At 67.0% G+C, this 22,874-nt stretch carries 18 protein-coding genes; 6 read left to right on the top strand and 12 right to left on the bottom strand.

The genetic code is table 11. The features are described from left to right. Window positions 1–10 precede the first annotated feature (10 nt). The 8 genes from E5CHR_RS29670 to urtA all read right to left on the bottom strand — a co-directional run bounded on the left by E5CHR_RS29670 (window position 11) and on the right by urtA (window position 8,661). On the bottom strand, window positions 11–1,996 hold the full coding sequence (locus E5CHR_RS29670) for a nitric oxide reductase activation protein NorD (RefSeq protein ID WP_162583334.1): 1,986 nt from the start codon (window positions 1,994–1,996) through the stop codon (window positions 11–13). Between the two features lie 14 nt (window positions 1,997–2,010). Continuing rightward, the gene (locus E5CHR_RS29675; RefSeq protein ID WP_162583973.1) at window positions 2,011–2,769 is read right to left on the bottom strand and encodes a CbbQ/NirQ/NorQ/GpvN family protein; all 759 of its coding nucleotides are present in this window, start codon (window positions 2,767–2,769) and stop codon (window positions 2,011–2,013) included. A gap of 110 nt (window positions 2,770–2,879) precedes the next feature. Further along, complete coding sequence (locus tag E5CHR_RS29680) at window positions 2,880–3,917, bottom strand: aliphatic amidase (RefSeq protein WP_162583335.1); 1,038 nt, start codon at window positions 3,915–3,917, stop codon at window positions 2,880–2,882. 62 nt (window positions 3,918–3,979) lie between these two features. Then, window positions 3,980–4,666, bottom strand: coding sequence for an urea ABC transporter ATP-binding subunit UrtE (gene urtE, locus E5CHR_RS29685; protein WP_162583336.1), 687 nt, complete (start codon window positions 4,664–4,666; stop codon window positions 3,980–3,982). A gap of 10 nt (window positions 4,667–4,676) precedes the next feature. Next, on the bottom strand, window positions 4,677–5,480 hold the full coding sequence (gene urtD, locus E5CHR_RS29690) for an urea ABC transporter ATP-binding protein UrtD (RefSeq protein WP_162583337.1): 804 nt from the start codon (window positions 5,478–5,480) through the stop codon (window positions 4,677–4,679). Continuing rightward, on the bottom strand, window positions 5,477–6,523 hold the full coding sequence (urtC, locus tag E5CHR_RS29695) for an urea ABC transporter permease subunit UrtC (RefSeq protein WP_162583338.1): 1,047 nt from the start codon (window positions 6,521–6,523) through the stop codon (window positions 5,477–5,479). Before urtC ends, urtD begins: the two co-directional genes overlap by 4 nt. Window positions 6,524–6,526: 3 nt before the next feature. Next, on the bottom strand, window positions 6,527–7,429 hold the full coding sequence (gene urtB, locus E5CHR_RS29700) for an urea ABC transporter permease subunit UrtB (RefSeq protein WP_197893885.1): 903 nt from the start codon (window positions 7,427–7,429) through the stop codon (window positions 6,527–6,529). Window positions 7,430–7,467: 38 nt separating this feature from the next. Then, the gene (gene urtA / locus E5CHR_RS29705; protein WP_162583339.1) at window positions 7,468–8,661 is read right to left on the bottom strand and encodes an urea ABC transporter substrate-binding protein; all 1,194 of its coding nucleotides are present in this window, start codon (window positions 8,659–8,661) and stop codon (window positions 7,468–7,470) included. A gap of 471 nt (window positions 8,662–9,132) precedes the next feature. Between urtA and acuR the strand changes: the two genes are divergently transcribed. The 5 genes from acuR to acuI all read left to right on the top strand — a co-directional run bounded on the left by acuR (window position 9,133) and on the right by acuI (window position 14,707). Next, window positions 9,133–9,768, top strand: coding sequence for an acrylate utilization transcriptional regulator AcuR (acuR, locus tag E5CHR_RS29710; protein WP_162583340.1), 636 nt, complete (start codon window positions 9,133–9,135; stop codon window positions 9,766–9,768). Window positions 9,769–9,855: 87 nt separating this feature from the next. Beyond that, window positions 9,856–11,520, top strand: coding sequence for a GMC family oxidoreductase (locus E5CHR_RS29715; RefSeq protein ID WP_162583341.1), 1,665 nt, complete (start codon window positions 9,856–9,858; stop codon window positions 11,518–11,520). A gap of 21 nt (window positions 11,521–11,541) precedes the next feature. Beyond that, complete coding sequence (locus tag E5CHR_RS29720) at window positions 11,542–12,801, top strand: CaiB/BaiF CoA transferase family protein (protein WP_162583342.1); 1,260 nt, start codon at window positions 11,542–11,544, stop codon at window positions 12,799–12,801. Window positions 12,802–12,832: 31 nt separating this feature from the next. Then, window positions 12,833–13,714 (top strand): enoyl-CoA hydratase, encoded by an 882-nt coding sequence (locus E5CHR_RS29725; protein ID WP_162583343.1) that lies wholly within the window; start codon window positions 12,833–12,835, stop codon window positions 13,712–13,714. 12 nt (window positions 13,715–13,726) lie between these two features. After that, window positions 13,727–14,707: an acrylyl-CoA reductase (NADPH) gene (gene acuI, locus E5CHR_RS29730; RefSeq protein ID WP_162583344.1), complete on the top strand. Its 981-nt coding sequence runs from the start codon at window positions 13,727–13,729 to the stop codon at window positions 14,705–14,707. A 57-nt stretch (window positions 14,708–14,764) separates the two neighbouring features. Here the strand turns inward: acuI and E5CHR_RS29735 are convergent, their stop codons facing one another. Further along, the gene (locus E5CHR_RS29735; RefSeq protein ID WP_162583345.1) at window positions 14,765–16,216 is read right to left on the bottom strand and encodes an amidase; all 1,452 of its coding nucleotides are present in this window, start codon (window positions 16,214–16,216) and stop codon (window positions 14,765–14,767) included. A gap of 130 nt (window positions 16,217–16,346) precedes the next feature. Between E5CHR_RS29735 and E5CHR_RS29740 the strand changes: the two genes are divergently transcribed. Continuing rightward, entirely contained in the window at window positions 16,347–17,252 is a 906-nt protein-coding gene (locus tag E5CHR_RS29740; protein WP_162583346.1) for a LysR family transcriptional regulator, read from the top strand. A gap of 47 nt (window positions 17,253–17,299) precedes the next feature. Here the strand turns inward: E5CHR_RS29740 and E5CHR_RS32170 are convergent, their stop codons facing one another. From E5CHR_RS32170 to E5CHR_RS29755, 3 genes are all read right to left on the bottom strand, one after another. After that, complete coding sequence (locus E5CHR_RS32170) at window positions 17,300–17,365, bottom strand: DUF2200 family protein (RefSeq protein ID WP_162583975.1); 66 nt, start codon at window positions 17,363–17,365, stop codon at window positions 17,300–17,302. 9 nt (window positions 17,366–17,374) lie between these two features. After that, on the bottom strand, window positions 17,375–17,638 hold the full coding sequence (locus E5CHR_RS29750; protein ID WP_162583347.1) for a hypothetical protein: 264 nt from the start codon (window positions 17,636–17,638) through the stop codon (window positions 17,375–17,377). Between the two features lie 101 nt (window positions 17,639–17,739). After that, on the bottom strand, window positions 17,740–22,866 hold the full coding sequence (locus E5CHR_RS29755) for a non-ribosomal peptide synthetase (protein WP_162583348.1): 5,127 nt from the start codon (window positions 22,864–22,866) through the stop codon (window positions 17,740–17,742). Between the last annotated feature and the right edge of the window lie 8 nt (window positions 22,867–22,874).

Consider the following 22,874-nt stretch of genomic DNA (forward strand, 5'->3'; position numbering starts at 1 on the left):
TTTCAGCGCTTCATGCGGCACTCAACCGAGCATACAACCGGCACAGCCGCGCGGGTAGCGCACGGGGATCGTCGACGATGTCGAAATGGCCCCAACCGAAGATCCTGCGCACATAGGCGTGCCCCTGCGGATCGACGGCCAGGCCGTGCACGTGAATGCCTTCTTCGCGCGCCTCATGGACAGCCGCGCGCGCATCCTCGACGAGGTAGCCGGGCTCGTGGACATCGACGTCCGACGGCGCGCCATCCGTCACCAGCAGCACGATGCGATTGCCTGAAGGCTCGCCGGCGAACGCGCGCACCGCATGGCGCAGTGCAGCCCCCATGCGCGTCGAATGGCGAGCCGGTGCGCAGGCGATCATGGACTCGGCCACGTCGTCCAGCGGGGAGCCGAACTCGAGCAACCGGTAGTTGCTGACCTCGGCGCGCGTGTTCGTCGAGAAGCCGTGGATCGCGATCCGGTCCGGACCGTGGGCGACCGCCCGCGCGAGCAGCAAGGCCGCCTGCTTTTCGATGTCGAGGAGGCTGGGGCCTGCCGCATGGAGCCTGTCGTTGGTGGACTCCGAGAGATCCAGCAGCACGAGCACGCTGCTGGTCCGCTCCTGGTGGGCGCTGCGGATGAACAGCCGCGGGTCGGTCGCCATGCGGGCCCGCTGCGCGACCATCACCTCGATGGCCGCGTTGAGGTCGAGATCGTCGCCTTCCCACTGCCGGCGCAGGCGATGGGCGCGGCTGAACCGGTGGGCGCGCACCAGGCGCAACGCCTGGCCAGCGCCGGGGATGGAGGGACTGCCGAGGTCGCGGCGTACCGTCCTCCACGACGGCAGCTTGTCGATGACCGTGCACCAATTGCTGCGCATGACTGCCACGCGGTCGTCCCACTCGGGATAGGCATGGCGGCCCAGCTCGACCTCGTGGGTTGCAGAAGCTTCGGGACGCGGGTCTGCATCGCTGCGCTCCGTCGGGCGGGGGCCTTGCGGTATCGCCGGCGGCTGCTCAAGTTCGATTTCCCGAGTCTGGGCGCGTTCGCCGTCGGAGGCCCAGAGGAACGAGTTGTCGTCCCGGTAGGCGGCCGGCACCCGGTACAGCTCGGCCCGGAAAGGCACGCGCATCTGGCCGAGGTCGTTCGCCAGCACGGAGCCGATGTGCCTGAAGGCGGCATAGTCGTCCAGCCCGAGCAACGCCTGCGACTCGAAGAGGGTGCGCGACTTGTTGACCCAGTAGTTGTCGTCCTGGTAGTGCGGGTCGATGAGCGCGAGGTTCATGCGAGAGATGAGCGCCGCGAAGCTCAAGGCACCCGGTTGCAGCGCATGGGCCAGCGCATCCGCGAACCATCGGCGCATGCCCGGGTAGTCGCGCAGCAACAGGCGTTCCACGCGCGCGTCCTCGATCGCCGAGATCACCGCCAGGCTCATCGGCTTGAGCTTTCCCGCCGGGCGAGCCGGCGTCGAATGAAGCAGGTGGGCCGCTGCGTGTGCAGCCGCCGTTCGGTAGAGGCGGTAGCGATCGGCACCGTCAAGCGCGGTGTAGTCGTTGGGCAGCAGCAAGTGGGTGGGCGTCAGCGTGGGACGAAGCGGCGCCGCATAGAGATCGTCACGGTCGCGGGCCTGGATCGTGATCGGGCGCTCCGTGAGTCCTTCCAGCAGCCATGCAATCGAAGTCGCGACATGCCGGGCGCCGCCCTCTGCGATCTCCCGGTCCAGTGACTCGATCGCTCGCGCGTCGGCCAGCGCGAGGTAGGCACGCAATCGCGCGCGGTCTCCGGCATGCAGGCGCAGTCCGGTGACGATCCACCGGCCCAATGCCTCGACCGGCGCGCGCGCGAGGAGCCATTCGAGCTTGCCTGCCAATGCGGCCGCGCAGGCCTGATCATCCTCGTGCAAGGCATGCAACCAGCTCAGCAACTGCTTGCGTGGCCCTTCGCCCGCCGATGGGTGCGACGACCCGAGCGCGCGATCCACCACGCCGGGCAGGTCGACAGTGCCAGTGGAGATCATGCGCCCGCTTCCGTTCAGTCGAAGTGCGCTTCGACGAAGCCCTGCAGGGCCTTGGCCATGTCCGGGTCATCGGTCAGCGCGCGCGTCATCGTCATCTCGCAGCTCTGGCGCGGGTTGACCCCCGAGCCGATCAGCCGCCCCGCATAGATCAGCATGCGCGTCGAGATCCCTTCGTCCAGCCCGCGGTGCTTCAACGCGCGCGAGCGATGCGCAATGCTCACCAGCAGGCGCGCCGTCTCCAGCGAAACAGCGGCCTCGCGCGCCACGATCGCGCTCTCGATCTCGGCGCCGGGGTAGTCGAATTCCAGCGCGGCGAAACGCTGCCGCGTCGAATGCTTCATGTCCTTGCTGCGGCTCTGGTAGCCCGGGTTGTACGACACGACCAGCTGGAAATCGGGGTGCGCTTGCACCACCTCGCCTTTCTTGTCGAGCGCGAGCATGCGCCTCGCATCGGTCAGCGGGTGGATCACGACCGTCGTGTCCTGCCGTGCCTCGACCACCTCGTCCAGGTAACAGATGCCGCCGTGGCGGACCGCCATCGTCAACGGACCGTCGTGCCACGCCGTCCCGCCGGCATCCAGCAGATAGCGGCCGATCAGGTCGGAGGCGGTCATGTCTTCGTTGCACGCCAGGGTGACGAGTGGCCGGTCGAGTTTCCACGCCATGTACTCGATGAAGCGGGTCTTGCCGCAACCCGTCGGACCCTTCAGGAGGATCGGCATGCGATGGGCGTAGGCCTGCTCGTAGAGCGCGACCTCGTTGCCCGCGGGCATGTAGAAGGGCTCCGCGCCCAAACGATAGCTGTCGATGGCTGACACGTGTTTCCTTGGGTTTGCAGGGCGCGGGGCGCAGACCGCTGGCCATCACCCCGCGCGTGGTGGATTCAGCGGTGTTGCGCCGCCTCGTTCGGAATGCCTTCGATCGGGCACTCGGGCGTGCCGGGCGTCGACCGGGTCAGGCCCTCGACCATCTTTCGGGTGCCTTCGGGGTCGTTGATCCACTTGCCGTAGAACTCGTACGGACAGCCCGCCACGCCGGCTGCCCCTTCGCCCGAATTGATCTTGCCCGTGTAGCCGCGATGGACCAGCTTGTAGAGGAAGTTGTTCGACTGCTGGTTCTTGCGGGCGTCGCGAATGGCGCTGACCGACATCTCGGCGTACTGGATGCCCATTTCCTCGGTGCCGCAATCGCCCAGGCTGCGGCCGTCGAAGCCGATGAGGGCGGAGTGCCCGAAGTACGAGTACACACCATCGAACCCGGTCGCGTTGGCCACGGCCACGTAGACGTTGTTCATCCACGCCATGGTGCGCGCGACCATGATCTGCTGTTCCTTGGCGGGGTACATGTAGCCCTGGCAGCGCACCACGAGTTCGGCGCCGCGCATGGCGCAGTCGCGCCAGATCTCGGGAAAGTTCCCGTCGTCGCAGATGATCAGGCTGACCTTCATGCCCTTGGGGCCGTCCGACACGTAGGTGCAGTCGCCGGGATACCAGCCCTCGATCGGCGTCCACGGCATGATCTTGCGGTACTTCTGGACGATCTCGCCCTTGTTGTTCATCAGGATCAGCGTGTTGTAGGGCGCCTTGTTCGGGTGCTCCTCATGGCGCTCGCCGGTCAGCGAGAACACGCCCCAGACGTTCGCGCGGCGGCAGGCGTCGGCGAAGATCTCGGTCTCGTCGCCGGGCACGGTCGACGCCGTTTCGTACATTTCCTTCGGGTCGTACATGATCCCGTGGGTCGAGTATTCGGGAAAGACCACCAGGTCCATGCCCGGCAGGCCCTGCTTCATGCCGACGACCATCTCGCCGATCTTGCGGGCGTTGGCGAGCACCTCGCCCTTGGTGTGCAGGCGGGGCATCTTGTAGTTGACGACGGCCACGCCGACGCAATCGTTGCTGCTTCCAATATCTCCGTGTCGCATGACGAACTCCTGGTGGTTGGGTGAAAGAAGGGGTGAAGGAAGAGGGGGTGAAGAAAGAGGGGTCAGATGGTCAGGAAGGACTTGACCTTTTCCTGGTCGAGCTGGGCGCGCGCTTCGTCGTGGACGATGCGTCCACGGTCGATGACCAGGAACCTGTCGGCCAGGTCCAGGGCGAAGCTCAGCACCTGCTCGGACACCACGATCGCGATCTGCCGCTCGACGCGCAGCAGGTTCAGCACGCGGGCGATGTCCTTGATGATCGACGGCTGGATGCCCTCGGTGGGTTCGTCGAGGATCAGCACCTTGGGGTCGGTGACGAGCGCACGGGCGATGGCGAGCATCTGCTGCTGCCCGCCCGACAGGTTGCCGCCCCGGCGCGACTTCATCTCGGCGAGCACCGGGAAGAAGCGGTAGATGTACTCCGGCACCGTGCGCTGGGGATGCCGGAGGCCCACGAGGATGTTCTCCTCGACGCTGAGCTGCGAGAAGATCATGCGTCCCTGCGGCACAAAGGCCAGGCCCTTGAGCACCCGCTGGTGGCTGGGGCTGCCCGCCAGCTCCTGCGACTCGACGCGGATGCTGCCCGAGCGCGACGGGAGCATGCCGATCAGCGACTTGAGCAAGGTGGTCTTGCCCATGCCGTTGCGGCCCATGATGGCCACCGACTCGCAATTCCCCACGCGGAAAGAGACATCGCGAATCGCCTGCGACTCGCCATGGAAGACGTTGAGATGGCTGACTTCCAGCATGGCCGCTCCTTCAGTGCCCGAGGTAGACGTCGATGACGCGAGGGTCCGACTGCACCTGGGCCGCGCTGCCTTCGCTGAGAAGGCGCCCCTGGTGCAGCACGGTGACCTTGCTCGCGATGCGCTTCACGAAGTCCATGTCGTGCTCGATGACGATCACCGACTTGCCGCGCGAAATGCGGCGCAGCAGGTCGCCCGTCTGCTCGCGTTCGCGCGGGCTCATGCCGGCGACCGGCTCGTCGAGCAGCAGCAGCTCGGGCGCCTGGATCAGGAGCATGCCGATCTCCAGCCACTGCTTCTGGCCATGACTCAACTGGCCGGCACGGTGATGCAGCATCGAATGCAGGAACACCTCCTGCGCGACCGCGTGGATGCGGTCGAGCACGTCGGCCTTGCGGCGAAAGAAGATCGAGCCCAGCACGTCCTGCTTGCCGGGAATCGAGATCTCGAAGTTCTCCATCACCGTGAGGTCTTCGTAGACCGAGGGCGTCTGGAACTTGCGCCCGACGCCGGCACGCACGATCTCGTGCTCGGGCAAGCCGACGAGTTCTCGGCCGTTGAACCGGACGCTGCCCGAGCTGGGGCGGGTCTTGCCACAGATCATGTCCAGCAGCGTGGTCTTGCCGGCCCCGTTCGGGCCGATGATCACCCGCAGCTCGTCGCGGTGGATGGACAGGCTCAGCGCATCGACAGCCTTGAAGCCGTCGAAGGAAACCGTGAGGTCCTCGACCTGCAGGATCTGCTCCACGGCGGATGAAGCGCAAGACACGGCGGAATTCCCCGGGTTTGAAGTGGACAGCGGCAGCACGGCGCTCATGGCATCACCTTTGCGGCGGCGCGGCCTGCGGCCAGGCGCTGGACGACGCCGGCCATTCCCAGTGGCATGAACGCCACCACCACGATGAAGAGCGCGCCCAGGAAGTAGAGCCAGATTTCGGGAAAGGCCTCGGACAGGTACGACTTCAGGAAGCCCACCAGCAAGGCGCCCACGACCGCGCCCGGGATCGACAGGCGCCCTCCGACCGCAGCCAGGATCACCATCTCGATCGAGGCCACCACACCCACGGCAGTCGGCGATATCAAGCCGACCTGGAGGCTGTAGAAGGCGCCGCCGATGGACGACAGCAGGGCCGCGATCGCGAACACGAACGCCTTCATGTGGGCGGTGTTGTAGCCGCTGAAGCGCACGCGGTCCTCCTTGTCGCGAATGGCGATCAGGACCTTTCCGAAGCGGCTTCGCAGCAGCGCGACGCAGCACAGCATGGCAACGCACAGGGTTGCCGCCTCGATGAGGTACAGCGTCTGCTTGGCATCGTCACTGACGATGTCCATGCCGAGCAGCGTGCGGAAATCCGTGATGCCGTTGGCCCCGCCCGTGTCGCCTTGCTGGCCCACGATGAGCACCGTGCCGGTAAGCGCCAGCGAGAGCGTCACGATCGCGAAGTACACGCCGCCCACGCGCTTCTTGAAGATGGCATACGCGAAAAGGTAGGCGGCGAGCGGGGCCACGGTCAGTATCAGCAGCAGCGTGATGGGGAGGCTGCGGAAAGGCAGCCACCACATCGGAAGGTGCTCGACGCTGCTCCACACCATGAAGTCCGGCAGCTCCGGCGCCGACGCTTCGAGCTTCAGGAACATGGCCATCATGTAGCCGCCCGCACCGAAGAACAGGCCTTGCCCGAGGCTCAGCACGCCCCCGTAACCCCAGAGCAGCACGATGCCGAGCGCGACGAATGCAAACGCCATGTACTTGCCCATGAGGTTCAGGCGGAACGGATCGAGCACCGCGACCATGGCCAGCAGCAGCGCGGCGACGAGGATCGTGGCGCGGGTGTCGCCAGCCCGCAGAAGGGATTTCATCGCTCAGCTCCTCGACCGGGTTGCGAACAGGCCGTTGGGCCGGAAGTAGAGGACCAGGATCACGAGCAGGAGGATCGTGACGCGTGCCATCGACCCGCTCATCAGATACTCCAGCGTGGTCTGCGACTGCGCGATCGCGAAGCCCGAGAGCACGGTGCCGATCAGGCTTTGCACGCCGCCGAAGACGACGACGATGAACGAATCCACGATGTAGAGCTGGCCGGTGCCCGGGTTGGTCGAGCCGATCATCGTGAACACGCATCCAGCGATGCCGGCCAACCCGGCGCCGAGCGCGAATGTCAGCGCGTCGAGCCGCTGCGTATCGATGCCCACGGCCTCGCTCATGGCGCGGTTCTGCGTCACGGCACGAACCTTCAGGCCCCAGCGCGTACGGTTCAAGAGGAGATACACGCCCACGGCGACCGCGATGGTGAGCCCGATGATGAAGATCCGGCTGATCGGGAGCTGGATACCCGCCACCGGTTCCCAGGCGCCACTGAGCCATTGCGGCAATGGCACGCTCACTTCCTGGGCGCCGAAGATCGAGCGGTAGGCCTGCTGGAGGATCAGGCTCAAGCCCCAGGTCGCCAGCAAGGTGTCGAGCGGACGGTTGTAGAAGAACCTGACGAAGCCGCGCTCCAGCAGGTAGCCGAACGCGAAGGTGACGGCGAATGCCAACGCGATCGCGGCGAACAGGTAGACCCCCATCCACAGAGGCGCGAACTTCGAGAACGCGGTCGCCGTCAGGTAGGTGACGTACGAGCCGAGCGCCATCAGCTCGCCGTGGGCCATGTTGATCACGCCCATCAGGCCGAAGACGATCGCCAGGCCGATGGCCATCAGGAGCAGGATCGTGAACAGGCTCACGCCGTTGAAGATCTGCATCACTGCAATGTCGAAGTTCATGGAAGACTCCGGTGTCTGGGGGTGTCCCGCACAGCCGCCTACAGCGTGGGGAAGGGGTTGGGCTCGACCAGGCTCGGCGACTCCCAGACGATCTCGAACTGGCCGTTCGGCAAAGCCTTGCCGACGCGCACCTTCTTCCAGACGTGCTGGTTGGTCGCGTGCACGCGGACCTTGCCTTCCGGCGCGTCGAGCTCGACACCTGCGCTTGCGGCCAGCACCTTCTCGGGATCGAAGGACTTGGCCTTCTCGACCGCGAGCTTCCACAGGTAGACCGAGTTGTAGGCGACCTCCATCGGGTCACCGATCACGCGATCCTGGCCGTACTTGGATTTGAAGGCCTTGACGAACTTCTCGTTGGCCGGGTTCTGGACGCTCTGGAAGTAGCCCATGCAGGCGTAGTAGCCGACGGCGTTGTCCTTGCCGATGCCTTCGATCTCGTTCTCCGAGACGACGGTGGACAGCAGGGTCTGCTTCGTGCCGTCGAGCCCCGCTGCGCGCAGCTGCTTGTAGAACGCGACGTTCGAGCCCCCGACGACGGTGCTGTAGATGCAGTCGGGCTTGGCAGCCTTGATCTTGTTGATGATGGACGAGAACTCGGTATGGCCGAGGGGCGCGTATTCCTCGCCCAGCACCTTGCCGCCCAGCTTGGCAATGCTCGGCTTGGCGATCTTGTTGCAGGTGCGCGGATAGATGTAGTCGGAGCCGACGAGAAAGATGGTCTTGCCCTTCTCGCGCACCAGCCACTCGACGGCGGCCACCACGGACTGCGTGGCTTCCTGGGAGGTGTACACCACGTGCTTGTCCTGCTCCTGGCCCTCGTAGTAGGTCGGGTAGAAGAGCAGGCCCTTGGCGCGGCTGAGTGCCGGCAGCACCGCCTTGCGCGACGCCGACGTGTAGCAGCCGACGATGGCGGCGACCTTGTCGCGCTCGAGCAGCTTGCGGGCTTTCTCGGCGAACACCGAGTTCTCGCTCGCGCCATCCTCCACCACCGCTTCGATCTTGCGGCCCATCACGCCGCCGGCGGCGTTGATCTCGTCGATCGCCATCTTCTCCGCATCCACCAGCGAGGCCTCGGCAATGGCAATGGTGCCCGAGAGCGAATGCAGCAGGCCGAGCTTCACGCCCTCCTGGGCATGGGCCGCTGCGGTGAACAGCGCGGTGCCGGAGGCTGCGCCAAGGACGAACATGGTGCCGCCCGTCTTGACCAGGTCGCGGCGATTCATTGGGCTCATCAGATCTCTCCTTCAAGGGTTGAGGTGTTCGGGTCTGACGGCTCCACCGCTGGCATCTCGCTCGGGTTTCCTGAGGCCGAGTTCATCCCTGGGCGCGGTTGCGTCCATTTCGATGAAGTCGTTTCAAGAAGCCGAAAAAGCAAAAGGGCCTGACCCGGGAGTTAACCGGTTCAGGCCCTGTTGCCTTGCACCTGACTGGCAACACTGGCAGTCGGTGCGAAATGATGAGCGACGAAGTTCTCGTCTGCGGAGAAATTTAGCACGCAGCCCGAGGGTGCGAATAGGGGTTTACGATAAGAAACGCTAGACGATCGGTCTAATTATGTCTCAACTCATCGCTGGGCGCCGGCACGCTGAGGCAGGTCGCAACCGCCTTTCCCCAGCGAAAGAAGGCCTGTGCGACACACTCGCACGAACGGTGCCGGACAAAACAGCTTGATTTAACAAGACAGTCGGTCTAATAATCGGGCCATGAGTTCGATTGCTGTTCTGCCACGCAAGCGTGGCCGCCCCGCCAAGGATGAAGGCGACTTTCGCGCCACGCGCGAGGCGCTTCTCAATGCCGGCGTTGCTGCATTGACGGAAAAAGGCTTCTCCGCGACCGGCATCGACGAGATCCTCAAGTCGGTCGGCGTTCCGAAGGGGTCCTTCTATCATTTCTTCGCCAACAAGGAAGCGTTCGGCGCGGAGCTCATCGCCCGCTACGACGAGTATTTCGTGCGCAAGCTCGACCGGTACTACCTGGACGAGACCAAGGCGCCGCTCGATCGCATCGACGCCTTCTTCGCCGATGCCGAGCGCGGCATGAAGCGCTTCGGATTCCGCCGGGGCTGCCTGGTCGGCAACCTGGGCCAGGAGATGGGCACGTTGCCCGAGCCCTTCCGTGCGCAGCTGACCCAGGTGCTGCTCGGCTGGCAACGCCGCACGGCGACGGTGCTGGAGCAGGCCAGGCGCAAGGGAGAAATCCGCAAGGCGACGGACTGCGCGGAGTGGGCGGCGTTCCTGTGGACTGGCTGGGAAGGTGCGGTGCTTCGCGCCAAGCTCGAACGCAAGGCCGCGCCACTCCAGATGTTCGCCAGGCTTTTCCGCCAAAGCATCGGGGCCTGACCGCCCTTTTTTTTGACCTTTAATAGACGATCGGTCTAATTAAATGAAGACACCATTCCTTGAGCTCGGAGACGGCGGAGGCACGCCATGAGCGCGCCGGCGTTCGACTATGTGGTCATCGGCGCGGGCACCGCGGGCTGCCTGCTCGCGAACCGCCTGAGCGCGGACCGCCATCGCAGCGTCCTGCTGCTCGAGGCAGGCGGTCCGGACAGCTATCCGTGGATCCATATCCCCGTCGGCTACCTGTACTGCATCGACAACCCGCGCACCGACTGGCGCTTTCGCACCGAGGCATCGCCAGGACTCAATGGCCGTTCGCTGCTGTATCCACGAGGCAAGACGCTCGGCGGATGCTCGAGCATCAACGGGATGATCTACATGCGCGGCCAGGCGCGCGACTATGCGCAATGGGCCGAGGCCACCGGCGACGCCGCATGGACCTGGGAGAACTGCCTGCCGGACTTTCGCGCACACGAGGACCACTACCGCCTCGATGCATCGAAGCTTGCCGCATCCGGCGACCTGGCCGCCTTCAGCACGCTTCACGGCTCCGGCGGGGAGTGGCGCATCGAGAAGCAGAGGCTGCGCTGGGACGTGCTCGATGCCTTCGCACTCGCCGCGCAGCAGGCCGGCATCCCGGCCACCGAGGATTTCAATGGCGGGGACAACCGCGGCGTGAGCTATTTCGAGGTGAACCAGCGCAGTGGATGGCGCTGGAATGCATCGAAGGCGTTTCTTCGCCCCATTCGCAAGCAACGCAGCAACCTCTTGGTCTGGACCGGCGCACAGGTTTGCCGCCTGCTGTTCGAGCAGGACGCCGATGGCGTTCGCGTCTGCCGGGGAGTCGAGATCGTGCAGGGTGGCGAGCGCCGCACCGTGAGAGCGACCCGGGAGGTCGTGCTGAGCGCCGGTGCCATCGGCACGCCGCAGATCCTGCAACTTTCCGGCATCGGCGATGCCGCCCTGCTCCAGTCGCACGGCGTGCCTGTAGTCGCGCACCTGCCAGGCGTCGGGCGCAATCTGCAGGACCACCTCCAGATACGCTCGGTCTACAAGGTGCATGGCGCCACGACGCTCAACACCCAGGCGACCCGCCTGCTCGGCAAGGCGAAGATCGGGCTGGAGTACGCGTTGAAGCGCAGTGGCCCCATGAGCATGGCTCCGTCGCAGCTGGGCATCTTCACGAAGAGCGACGCCGCGCGCGCCCACGCGAACATCCAGTACCACGTGCAGCCACTCAGCCTCGATGCGTTCGGGCAGCCCTTGCACGATTTCCCTGCGATCACGGCCAGCGTGTGCAACCTCAACCCGACGAGCCGGGGCAGCGTCCATATCCGAAGTGCCGACTTCTCGGACGCGCCGCTGATCGCACCCGACTACCTGAGCACCGAGGAAGACAGGCGGGTTGCCGCCGACTCGCTGCGCGTCACCCGGCACATCGCCGCGCAGCCCGCGATGGCGCGCTACAAGCCGGAAGAATTCAAGCCCGGGCCCCAGTACGAAACCGATGAACAGCTCGCGCGACTCGCGGGCGACATCGGCACGACGATCTTTCATCCCGTGGGCACCGCAAGGATGGGCGCTGCCTCGGACGAAACGGCGGTGGTCGACAGCCACCTGCGCGTTCGCGGTTTCCGTGGCCTGCGCGTGGTCGATGCCAGCGTGATGCCGACCATCACGAGCGGCAACACCAACAGCCCCACGCTCATGATTGCCGAGAAGGCCTCGCGCTGGATCGCTGCCGGCCAATAGCCCCCAACAGGAGACGACGACATGGAGAGATCTTCCCCCGCCATCCGCCGCAAGGGGCCGCTCAACGGCATCACCGTGCTCGACTTCTCGCGCGTCCTGGCCGGACCCTACTGCACGATGGTCCTGGCCGACCTCGGGGCGCGCGTCATCAAGATCGAGAAACTCGGCACCGGCGACGACACGCGCGCCTTCGGGCCCTTCGTGGACAAGGAGTCGGCCTACTTCATGTGCTTCAACCGGGGCAAGGAAAGCATCGCGCTCGACCTCAAGAGCCCGCGCGATCGGGAACTGCTCGAGCGGATGCTCTCGCACGCCGACGTGGTCGTCGAGAACTTCCGGCCGGGCGTGATGGACCGCCTGGGCTACGGCGCCGAACGACTCGCGCGAACCCATCCACACATCGTCTACGCATCGATCTCGGGCTTCGGGCACACCGGCCCCTTCAGCGACCTGCCGGGGTACGACATGGTCGTGCAGGCGATGGGCGGTGTCATGAGCCTGACCGGCTGGCCCGATGCGCCGCCCGCCCGGGTGGGGACCAGCTTCGGCGACCTGAGCGCCGCCCTGTTCGCGGCGGTGGGCATCGTGTCGTCCCTGTACAAGCGCACGCACGATGCACAAGGCATGCGCGTCGACATCGGCATGCTCGACTGCCAGGCCGCATTGATGGAAACGGCCCTGGCGCGCTTCGATGTCGAGGGCAAGGTGCCGACGCGGACCGGCGACAGCCACCCCTCGCTGGCGCCCTTCGAAACCTTCGCGGCGAAGAACGGCCGCTTCGTGATCGCCGCGGGGAACGATCAGCTCTTCATGCTCATGGCCGACGCGCTCGGGAGTCCGGCGCTTGCGCTCGACGCGCGCTTTCTCAGCAACGACCTGCGTTGCCGCAATCGCCCGGCAATGGTCGCCGCCATCGAGGCCATCACCCGGACGGAGGCGATCGAGCACTGGATCGATCGCCTCAACGAGGCGGGTGTTCCGTGTGCGCCCATCAACACCATCGACAAGCTGTTCGGGCATCCGCAGCTGCAGGCCCGCAACATGATCGTCCAGGTCCAGGGGACGTCGCAGCGCCCGGTGCGCACGGCCGGCAATCCGATCAAGCTCGGTGGATTCGACGACATCGATGCGAAGACGCCCATCCGGGCGCCCGGGCTGGATGAACACCGCGAGCGCATCCTCGCCGAGCTGATGTCGGGGACGGGCGACTACGCCCGAGCCGAGCGGCCTGCAGATGCTCCGGAACGCGATTCACCTGCCCGCCTGGCCGAAGCAGCCTGAACCACCACCACTCACCGCAAAAGGAGTCGACATGTCCGCCACAGCCACCAAGGCTTTGCCCATCGTGCCCGCCCAGCCGCCCCTTGCCAGGACCGACCGCCAGGTGCCGGCGGAAAGCACACCCCACGCACAGGCACTGCCGCTGTATGAAACCATCCTCGTGGAACGCCGCGAGCGCGTCGGCCTGATCACACTCAACCGCCCGCGAAGCCTCAATGCGCTGAACACGGTGCTGTCGCGCGAGGTGGTCGCGGCACTCCGCGCATTCGATGCAGACCCCAACGTCGGCGCCATCGTGATCGCCGGAAGCCCGCGTGCCTTCGCGGCCGGCGCCGACATCGCCGAGATGGCCGACAAGAGCTTCGCCGAGCTCCAGTCGAACGATGTCTTCGCGGCCTGGCAGGGTGTGCAGGCGATCACCAAGCCCATCATCGCCGCCGTCAGCGGCTATGCCCTGGGAGGAGGCTGCGAACTTGCGATGATGTGCGACTTCATCATCGCCTCCGACGACGCACACTTCGGCCAGCCCGAGATCAAGCTGGGCATCCTTCCGGGCATCGGTGGCACGCAGCGCCTCACGCGCTCCGTCGGCAAGGCGCTGGCGATGGATCTGGTGCTGACCGGCAGGAGCATCGATGCCGTGGAGGCGAAGGCGGCGGGCCTCGTCGCGCGCGTGGTGCCTGCCGCCGAGCTCCTGCAGACCGCCCTCGAGGCGGCGCACACCATTGCGGGCTACAACGCGCCCGCCGTCCGCATGGCCAAGGAAGCGGTGAATCGTGCGCACGAAGTCTCTCTGGCCGAGGGCCTGCTCCACGAGCGGCGCCTGTTCCAGGCGGCGTTCGCCACGGACGGCCAGAAAGAAGGAATGCACGCGTTCCTGAGCAAGCGCGCGCCGGTGTTTCGTCATCGCTGAAGCGGGGTGGATATGTTCAAGGCACTGGTGCTCGACAAGTCACCCGGGTTCACCGCGGCGGTGCGCGAGGTCGACGATGCATTTCTACCCGACGGCGACGTCACGGTCGATATCGACTACTCCACGCTCAACTACAAGGACGCGCTCGCCATCACCCACAGCGCGCCGGTCGTGCGCGAATGGCCGATGGTGGCGGGGGTCGACGGCGCCGGTACGGTCCGGGAAAGCAGCCACCCGGCTTGGCGGCCCGGCGACCGCGTGATCCTCGACGGCTTTGGCGTCGGAGAGAGGCACAAGGGCTGCCTGGCGCAACGCGCGCGGCTGCGCGGCGACTGGCTGGTACGCCTGCCGGAGGCGTTCACGACCCGCCAAGCCATGGCGATCGGCACGGCGGGCTACACGGCGATGCTCTGCGTGATGGCACTCGAGCGGCACGGACTCGAGCCGGGAGATGGCGAGGTGCTCGTGACGGGTGCCACCGGCGGGGTCGGATCGGTGGCGGTCGCCTTGCTTGCCAGGCTTGGCTATCACGTGGTCGCTGCGACCGGAAAAAGCGCGGAGGCGCCGTACCTGATGACGCTGGGCGCCACGGCCGTGATCGGCCGCGAAGAGCTCTCGGCCCCGGGCAAGCCCCTGCAGAAGGAGCGCTGGCGCGCGGTCGTCGACGCGGTGGGCAGCCACACGCTGGCCAACGCATGCGCGCAGACGCGCTACGGCGGCGCCGTCGCTGCATGCGGCCTTGCGCAGGGCGCGGACCTGCCGGCCACGGTGATGCCATTCATCCTGCGCGGCATCGCCCTGCTCGGCGTCGACAGCGTGATGGCGCCGCTCGCACGGCGCAACGAGGCGTGGACACGGCTCGCGCGGGATCTCGATCCATCGCTGCTCGAAACCATCACGCGCGAGATCGCGCTGTCGGAGGCCATCGATACTGCCCATGCGCTGGTGGCGGGCAAGATCAGGGGCCGCATCGTTGTTCGCACCACGGACTGAGGGCCCTCGGTCCACGTCCCGCGACGGCTTGGGCTTGGCCTGCAGCGGCCATGCCGACTAAGGTCGACCTGCCCAGACTGCCGGACGACGGGCGACCCAGGGCATCGACTGTTCGAGCTGCCCGGCCAATCGCAGAAGCAGGTCCTCCCGCGCAAAGCCTGCGGCGAACTGAACGCCGATCGGCAAGCCGCTGCCGGGCGCCACGGCGAGCGGCACTGACATTGCCGGCGTGCCAGCCACGTTGGCCGGCGGCGTGAAGGAGGCATGCCGGAAGACGCGGGCCGTCCACTCCAGGCCACTCATGCGATCGGCGCCCTCGCTGTAGGTCCCAAGCGGCCCCGGCAGCTGCGGGAGCGTGGGCGTCATCAGCACGTCCATCTGCACGAACCATTCACCGACGGCCCGCGCGACGGTGTTGCGCACTTCGAGCGCAGCGGCGAAGTCGACGGCGCTTGCGCTGCGGCCGTAGCGATAGTTCGCAAGGGAGGAAGGCTCGAGCGTCGTCGCGTCGACAGGGCGGCCGGTCGCGGCGGCAAGCCCGTCGATCCAGCGCACCAGCGTGGCACACCAGATCTGCGCGTTGGCATGGACGAAGGCTTCCCATGTCACGCCAAGCACCGGCGCAGCCTCTTCGACGTGATGGCCCAGCGACTGGAGGTGACGCGCTGCATTGCGCGTGGCCTCCACAATGGGCTGCGACGTCGGCTCGCCATTCCACGAGTGGAGCATCAGCCCGATGCGCAGCCTGCCAGGGTCGCGTCCCACCTCCGACAGAAAGCTGCCGGCGGGCGGCGAGGTGTAGTACGGGTCGCCGGTCGAGTATCCCTGCACCGCGTCCATCAGCGCCGCACTGTCGCGTACCGTGCGGCTCACCCCAAGTTGCACCCCGAGGCCGGCGAACACTTCGTCGAGGCCCGGGCCGTTGGACGTGCGGCCGCGCGTGGGCTTGAGTCCGAACAAGCCGTTGCAGGCAGCGGGCACGCGGATCGAGCCCGCTGCATCCGTTGCATGCGCCATCGGTACCACGCCCGCCGCGACGGCTGCGCCGGACCCGCCGCTCGAGCCGCCTGCGCTGAGCCGGGTGTCCCAGGGGTTGCAAGTCGCGCCTTGCAATGCGGACTCGGTTTCGGTGCTGAAGGCCATCTCGGGCGTGGTCGTTCGGCCTATGGTGACCAGGCCGGCCTTCCTGAAATGGCGCATGAGGCTCGAGTCACCCGTTGCGACCACCCCCTTGGCCAGGCGGCTGCCGAGCTCGTTCTTCCTGCCTGCCATCTGGATGGCGAGATCCTTGATCAGGAAAGGCACGCCTGCGAGCGGGCTGCCATTCGCCGGAGTCGCCAGGTCCGCTTCGTCGGCCGCCCAGTGCTCGACCACGGCATTGATCCGGGGGTTCACGGCATTCGCGGCGGCGCGCGCAAGACCGGCAAGTTCAATAGGCCGGACTTCGCGGGCGGCCACCAGCCGTGCCAGGCCGACGGCGTCATAGCTCGTGTATTCGCTCAGGTTCATGGTGCTTCTCCAGAAGGTGGAGCACCAAAGATAAGGAAAGCGATCCGTTTTGATTAGCCCATCAAGATGGCAAGAACCGGGCCACGGATGGGACAATCCTGATGTGCGAAGTCTCGGAGGGACGCTGGCCATGGCAAGAGATATGAACGACACGCTGGTGTTCGTGCGCGTCGTGCAGGAAGGAAGCTTCACGTCGGCGGCGCGCGCACTGCAGGTCCCCAAGACCACCGTCAGTCGGCGCGTCTACGAACTCGAGAAGTACATGGGCGCGCAATTGCTACGGCGCACCACGCGCAAGCTGAGCCTGACCGAAGCCGGAGCGATCTATTTCGAGCAATGTCGATCCATTGCCAGCACACTCGAAGCCGCCGAGGGCGCAGTGCACCAGCTGCGCGATGGGCCGCGCGGGTGGCTGCGCGTGACCATGCCCTACTCGTTCGGCGTGAGCTGGTTCGCCCCGCTGCTCCCCGGTTTCCGCGCGACCTACCCCGACGTGAAGCTGGAGATCCTGGCCTCGCATGCAACACTCGACCTGGTCCAGGATGAGATCGACATCGCGTTGCGCCTTGGCGAGTTGCCGGACTCCAGCCTCGTGGCCCGGCGACTCGCGAGCTTTCCCTCCGGCACATTCGCAAGCCCCGCGTACCTTCGCCGCGCGGGCACGCCCGCAACGCCTGACGCCCTGCGTCATCATTCGACACTCGCGCTGCATCAGGCACGTCGTGATGTCGGCTATGTATGGCCGCTGCGAAAGGCGAGCGGCAAGCCTCGCGGCTACTTGATCAACCCGGTCGTTGTGGCCAGCGATCCGGCCCTGCTCCATGACGCCTTGCGCCAAGGAGAGGGCATCTCGCTGGCCATGGAACACAGCATGGCAACCGATGTCAAGGCGCGCCGCCTGGTGCGCGTTCTGCCGGAGTGGATCGGCCCACCGCAGGATCTCAATGCGCTTTCCTCACGGGAGCGGATGCCGTCGCCCAAAGTGCAGGCGTTCATCGCCTATCTGAAGCAGAGGTTGAGCTTCGACGGCGTTTGAGCCGAAAGAACGCAGCAAGCCTTTGACGGGTCGATTCACCGGGGCTGCTACTTCGTACGATTCTTGCGCTCGGCCTTGTGAACGTACAGCGGATACACCGTCGCAAACGGCATCTCGGAAAGCTACGCCAGCGGCGTCCACCCCGAAGGATTTTCTTCCTCGTCCAGGGCTTCGCGCCGTGGACCGACATGGTGCGTCTCATAGAGCCGGCGAAGCGCGTTCACGCCCTCCTGCAAGGCGTGCTCGTAGCTGTCGGTCCCGCGGGGCGACGAGTTCAGAAGGCGAAACTCGTCTTCGGGTCCTTGCGATTCCAGCAGGACCCAATAGAAATGGCCCGGATCGGGCTCGTCGACGGTGACTGCAATGGATCGAAGAAAACTTGGCATGTGGCGTGAAATGAAATGTTGAGCAGGCACACCGCCGATCGATCAGGAACGGGGATTGTGCACTCTCGGTGCGATGAGGGCGGTCCGCCGCTCCGGAAAGCTCAGCCGCTTCTATGCGCCTTGTTGCCCCACCCGGAGAACATCTTGCCAAGCAGGCTTCGCGCCGGTGCTTCCTCGCGCTTCGCGTTGAAGCTGCTGCGCCGCGCTTCGCGCACGGGCGCGGCAAACGCGGCCTCCCTGGAAGCGAGCTGCCCCAGGTTCTCGAACACATAGCGAGGCGGCGCAGTGCGGAAGCCCAGGGCCCGTTCGGCCATCTGGATGACGCGCATGGCCTGCAGCGAATCGCCGCCGAGATCGAAGAAGTTGTCGCTCGGGCGGATGTCTGAAGTCTCGATCTTCAGCACGTCGGCCCAGATCTGCGCCAGCTCCACCTGACCGGCGTCCAGCGCGACAGCGGGTGCTGCCGACGCGGCCAGGCTCATCGCTGGTTCGGCGCGCTCGCGAGCGTCCGGCCTGGCCGCGACCCCGCGCGCCAGATGCGCGAGCTGCAGCGCGGTCTCGGGGGAACCGCCATCGGCAGCCACGGCCGCGAGGGTCTCCTGCGGGTGCTCGGCCACGTGCCGCAGCAACTCGAGGTAGCGGTCGCGCAGGGCCAAGGCCGTTTCACGCGCGTAGATGTCGGCGTTGTAGGTGAGGCCGCCCTCCAGGCCGCCCGGGCCGTCGGTCAACCACAGGCCAAGGTCCTCCGTGGCACCGCGTTGCGAGATCCGGACCGGGCGAAGCTGCAGCGGCCCCAGGCCCTGCGCGCGCTCGCGCGTGTCCTCGAAGGAGAAGAGCACCTGGTACATGCCAGCGCCCTTGGCCCGTGCCGAAAATTCCGGCTCGCCGGCAAAGCGCTCGAAGGGAACCTGCTGGTTGTCGAGGGCCGAAACCACTTGCTGCTTCAGGGACTGCATGAACTGGCCCAGCGTCTGCCGGGGATCGAACGCGACGGGGAGCGGCAACAGGTTGCCGAACATGCCCATCACCGGCTCGGTCTCCGGCAGCTGGCGGCCACGCACGGGCGTGGCGACCACCAGCGAGCGCGTATCGGCGACGCTGCCCAGCAGCAGCACGTACACGCCGAGCGCGAGCATGTTGAGGGTGACGCCGTGGCCGCGCGCCACGGCATGCAGCTGCTGCGTCAGCGCGCCATCGACGGACATCCAGTAGGTATGGCCCTGGCCGGTCATGCCGGCGCCGCGCGGCCGGTCGGTGGGCAGGGCCTTGGGCGGGGCGGCATCGGCAAAGCGCTTCTTCCAGAAGCTCAGCTGTTGCTCGAACTGCGGCGAGGCCAGCCAGCCGAGGTACCACTCGGCGTAGTCGCCGTGCGTGACGCCCAGCTCGGGCAGCTCGTGCGGCACGCCGCCCAGCCTGGCCTGGTAGAGGGCCGACAGTTCGTTGATGAGCAGGTCGACCGACGCGCCGTCCCACACCAGGCGGTGCGGCACGAAGACGAAGACATGGTCGTCGTCGTCGATGCGGATCAGGGCGGCATTGAAGAGCGGCGCGCGATGGAGATCGATCAGCTGGTCCGCCACGTCCTGCAGCTTCTCGACGAGTTCGGGCTCCCGCTGGTCGGCAGGCAGCCCGCTCAGATCGATGCGCATCAGCTCGACGGGCACCTCGGCAGCGATCGATGCGCTGAATTCGCCGGTGTCCGGGTCCCGCGCGAACGACGTGCGCAGCACGGGCTGGCGTTGCACGACCTCGCGCAGCGCGTCCTCGAAGACTGCGGCGTCCAGCGGACCGGTCAGCCGGTGCGCCGAGGGCGTGTTGTAGACGGACCGGCCGGGATGCAGTTCCTCGAGGAAGAGGATGCGTTCCTGCATCGGCGTGAGGGGCGCGCTGCTGCGCCCGTCGCGGCGGGGGATGTGCTCGACCGGCGCGATGCCGTTGGACGCGAGTTCGCCCAGCGCCGCCGACAGCCGCTCGGCGGTGGGCGCCGAGAAGAGCGTCCGCAGCGGCACGGTGACGCCGAACTCGCGTGTCAGCCGGGTGGCCAGTCGCGATGCCAGGAGCGAATGGCCGCCCAGCGCGAAGAAGTCGTCGTGGATGCCCAGGCCCGGCAGGCTCAGCACCTGCTCCATGGCCGCGAGCACGGCGCGCTCGCGCTCGTTGCGCGGCGCAATGGGTGCGAGCTCGGCCGCTTGGCCGGCAGCCGAGGAAGACGCACCGGGCGCCGGCAAGGCCTTCCTGTCGATCTTGCCGTTGGGCAGCCGCGGAAGCGCGTCGAGCACGACGAAATGCTGCGGCAGCATGTACTTCGGAAGGCGTCCGCTCAGGGCCTGCTTCACGCCCGCGGTGTCGACCTGCGCGCCCGCCGCGGCGACGAGGTACGCGACCAGGCGCACGTCGCCCGGCTGGTCTTCGCGTGCGACGACGACGCTGGCGCCCACGCCGGGCACTTCGTTGCAGCAGGCCTCGATCTCGCCCGGCTCGATGCGATAGCCGCGCACCTTGACCTGGTGGTCGATGCGGCCCTGGTGTTCGAGCAAGCCATCGTTGCGCCAGCGGCCGCGGTCTCCGCTGCGGTACAGCCGGCCGCCGGTGCTCGAAGCGGGATCGGGGACGAAGGACTGCTGCGTCAGCTCCGGCCGGCCAAAGTAGCCCATGGCAAGGCCCGCGCCGCCGATGCAGATTTCGCCGGGCACGCCGATGGGGCACCGGCGGCCCTGGGCGTCGATGATCCACACACTGGTGTTCGCGATCGGCCGGCCGATCGAGATGCCGTTGCGCGCGAGCTGCGCATCGTCCACGCGCCACGCCGTGGAGTACACGGTGGTTTCAGTGGGCCCGTACATGTTCCAGAGCTCGCCGCAGCGCGTGTTGAGCGCCAGGGCCAGGTCGCGCGGCAGCGGTTCGCCGCCCGTGATGGCCTTCAACCCGGGCCCGCCTTGCCATTGCGCATCGAGCAGCAGGCGCCAGGCGGTCGGCGTGGCCTGCAACACCGTGACCTGTTCGCGTTCGATCAGCTGGCGGTAGGCCTGGCCATCCTTGGCCGTCTCGCGCGAGACCAGCACGATCTCCGCGCCGACTTCGAGCGGGAGGATCAGCTCCATCACCGCGATGTCGAAGCTCAGCGTGGTCGCCGCCGCGACGCGGTCCTCGGGGCCGATGCGCAGCGTCTCGCGCATGCTCTGGAGCAGGTTGGCCACCGCAGCGTGCGCGATGCCCACGCCCTTGGGCTTGCCCGTCGAGCCCGAGGTGTAGATGAGGATGGCCATGTCGCCGGCCTGCGCGTCCTGCGGGCCGGCGGCGAGCGGCGTGGAGGGCGCGTCCAGCCATTCGGCGTCCTTGTCCAGCCAGAGCACCTGCGCGTCGCCGTCCTCGCACCAGGCGCTCGGCGCATGAACGATGCCGGACGTGGTGATCAGCAAGCCGAGCCGCGCATCATCTGCCTGGTAGTCGAGGCGCGCCTTCGGAAAGTCCGGGTCCAGCGGCACGTAGGCTGCGCCGCATTTGAGCACGGCCAGCAGGGCCACCAGCATGTCTGCGTTCCGCTCCAGGCACACGCCGATGCGTTCGCCGCGGCCCATGCCCCGGGCCCGCAGCGCATGCGCCAGCCGGTTGGCGCGCGCGTCCAGTTCGGCGTAGGTCCACTGCCGCCCTTCGTGCCGCAGCGCGGGGCGTTCGGGCTGCGCCGCCGCCGTCCGCTCGAAGCCTGCATGGACAAGACCGCCGCGCGAGGGCGCCGTGGGCGCAGGCTGAAAAGCGAGGAGGCGCGCTTCCTCGGTGGCGCTGAGGAGGTCGACGCCTCCGAGCGCCGTCCCGGGCTCGCGCACGGCAGCCTTCAGCAGGCCTTCGTACATGCCCATCCAGCGGGTGATGGTCTCGTCGTCGAACAGGTCGACGTTGTATTGCACTTCCCACTGCATGCCGCCCGCGACGGGCGTGAGGTTGAGGAAGAGCTCGAAGTTCTCATAGGCGCGCGGGATGCTGCGCAGCTGCGCCTGCAGGCCGGGGAACTCGCCTGCGGCGCGCTCGGTGCTGGCGTCGACGTTGAAGAGCACGCTCACCAGCGGCAGGCGGCTCGGATCGCGCGGCACCACCAGCTTCTTGAGGAGCGTGCCGTAGGTGAGGTTCTGGTGCTCGAAGGCATCGAGCAGCAGGCCTCGGCTCTGGCTGGCCAGCTCGGACAGCGGCGTGGCGGCATTCACCGCGACCCGCAGCGGCAGGAGGTTGGCGCAGTGCCCGACGAGCCGGGGCATGTCGCTGGCGAGCTGGCCGGCGGCGGCGATGCCGATGACCAGGTCTTCCTGGCCGGTCAGGCGATGCAGCAGGCCGGCGAAGGCGCCGAAGAGCGCGGCGTAGAGGCTGGCGCTCGATCCGGCGGCCAGCTTGCGAACGCCCTCGACCAGCTCGGCGCCGAGCAGGCCGTCGATCCGGCGCGACCGGAAGGTCCGCACCGCGGGACGAGGCCGGTCGAGCGGCAGCTCCAGCACCGGCGCACTGCCGCCGGCGAAGCGGCCCAGCCAGTAGTCGATGTGGGCCTGCATGCGCGGGCTCGCTGCTTCGTCGGCTTCCCACTGCGCATAGTCCGCGTATCGAGGTGCGGGCTCCGGCGGCGGGTGCATGCCTTGTTCATGCGCGTACAGCTCGCCGAGCTCGGTGCAGATCACGCCCAGGGACCAGCCGTCGCACACGGCGTGGTGAGCGCTGATCAGGAGCGTGTGGTCTTCGGGGCCGGTGCCATAGAGGCTCATGCGCAGCAGCGGGCCCTGCTCCAGGATGAAGCGCTCGTGCACGGCCGAGTCGAAGGCCCTCGCCAGCAGCTGCTGCTGTTCGGCCGCGTCGGCCTTCGAGAGATCGATGCGTTGCAGCGCGTAGGGCTCAGGCCGCGCAATGAAGAGCTGCGTGCCGTCCGGCGAGAAGGTTGCGCGAAGGCAGTCGTGGCGTGCCACCATGCGGCCGACGGCGCGTGCCAGGGCCGCATCGTCGAGCGGGCCCACGAGCCGCAGCGCGCTGGCTTCGTTGTACGCCAGCGCTGCCTCGTCGCTCAGGCGATCGCCGAGCCAGACTTCGCGCTGTGCTTCAGTGGTGGGAATGATCCGCTCGACCTCGCCGAAGGCGAAGGGGTCGAAAGCGCCAGTGTCCGGCGCTCCGGCCCCCTGGCGTGCAGCCGCCAGCGGACCGTCCGAGTGGGACTGGGCTGCCGGAGCGGTGTAATAGTTTGAAAGACTCCGCATCGGCAGCA

It is taken from the genome of Variovorax sp. PBS-H4, assembly GCF_901827205.1.
In the GTDB taxonomy this organism is placed as follows: Bacteria; Pseudomonadota; Gammaproteobacteria; order Burkholderiales; family Burkholderiaceae_C; genus Variovorax.

What these genes read in the sequence shown, in the direction of transcription:
- E5CHR_RS29675 (WP_162583973.1), bottom strand. Translation starts at nt 2,769, where the DNA reads ATGCCCGCGGGCAACGAGGTCGCGCTCTACGAGCAGGCCTACGCCCAT.
- E5CHR_RS29750 (WP_162583347.1), bottom strand. Translation starts at nt 17,638, where the DNA reads ATGCCAAGTTTTCTTCGATCCATTGCAGTCACCGTCGACGAGCCCGAT.
- urtE (WP_162583336.1), bottom strand. Translation starts at nt 4,666, where the DNA reads ATGCTGGAAGTCAGCCATCTCAACGTCTTCCATGGCGAGTCGCAGGCG.
- E5CHR_RS29740 (WP_162583346.1), top strand. Translation starts at nt 16,347, where the DNA reads ATGGCAAGAGATATGAACGACACGCTGGTGTTCGTGCGCGTCGTGCAG.
- acuI (WP_162583344.1), top strand. Translation starts at nt 13,727, where the DNA reads ATGTTCAAGGCACTGGTGCTCGACAAGTCACCCGGGTTCACCGCGGCG.
- urtD (WP_162583337.1), bottom strand. Translation starts at nt 5,480, where the DNA reads ATGAGCGCCGTGCTGCCGCTGTCCACTTCAAACCCGGGGAATTCCGCC.
- E5CHR_RS29720 (WP_162583342.1), top strand. Translation starts at nt 11,542, where the DNA reads ATGGAGAGATCTTCCCCCGCCATCCGCCGCAAGGGGCCGCTCAACGGC.
- E5CHR_RS29735 (WP_162583345.1), bottom strand. Translation starts at nt 16,216, where the DNA reads ATGAACCTGAGCGAATACACGAGCTATGACGCCGTCGGCCTGGCACGG.
- urtB (WP_197893885.1), bottom strand. Translation starts at nt 7,429, where the DNA reads ATGAACTTCGACATTGCAGTGATGCAGATCTTCAACGGCGTGAGCCTG.
- acuR (WP_162583340.1), top strand. Translation starts at nt 9,133, where the DNA reads ATGAGTTCGATTGCTGTTCTGCCACGCAAGCGTGGCCGCCCCGCCAAG.
- urtC (WP_162583338.1), bottom strand. Translation starts at nt 6,523, where the DNA reads ATGAAATCCCTTCTGCGGGCTGGCGACACCCGCGCCACGATCCTCGTC.
- E5CHR_RS29725 (WP_162583343.1), top strand. Translation starts at nt 12,833, where the DNA reads ATGTCCGCCACAGCCACCAAGGCTTTGCCCATCGTGCCCGCCCAGCCG.
- urtA (WP_162583339.1), bottom strand. Translation starts at nt 8,661, where the DNA reads ATGAGCCCAATGAATCGCCGCGACCTGGTCAAGACGGGCGGCACCATG.
- E5CHR_RS29755 (WP_162583348.1), bottom strand. Translation starts at nt 22,866, where the DNA reads ATGCGGAGTCTTTCAAACTATTACACCGCTCCGGCAGCCCAGTCCCAC.
- E5CHR_RS29715 (WP_162583341.1), top strand. Translation starts at nt 9,856, where the DNA reads ATGAGCGCGCCGGCGTTCGACTATGTGGTCATCGGCGCGGGCACCGCG.
- E5CHR_RS29680 (WP_162583335.1), bottom strand. Translation starts at nt 3,917, where the DNA reads ATGCGACACGGAGATATTGGAAGCAGCAACGATTGCGTCGGCGTGGCC.
- E5CHR_RS29670 (WP_162583334.1), bottom strand. Translation starts at nt 1,996, where the DNA reads ATGATCTCCACTGGCACTGTCGACCTGCCCGGCGTGGTGGATCGCGCG.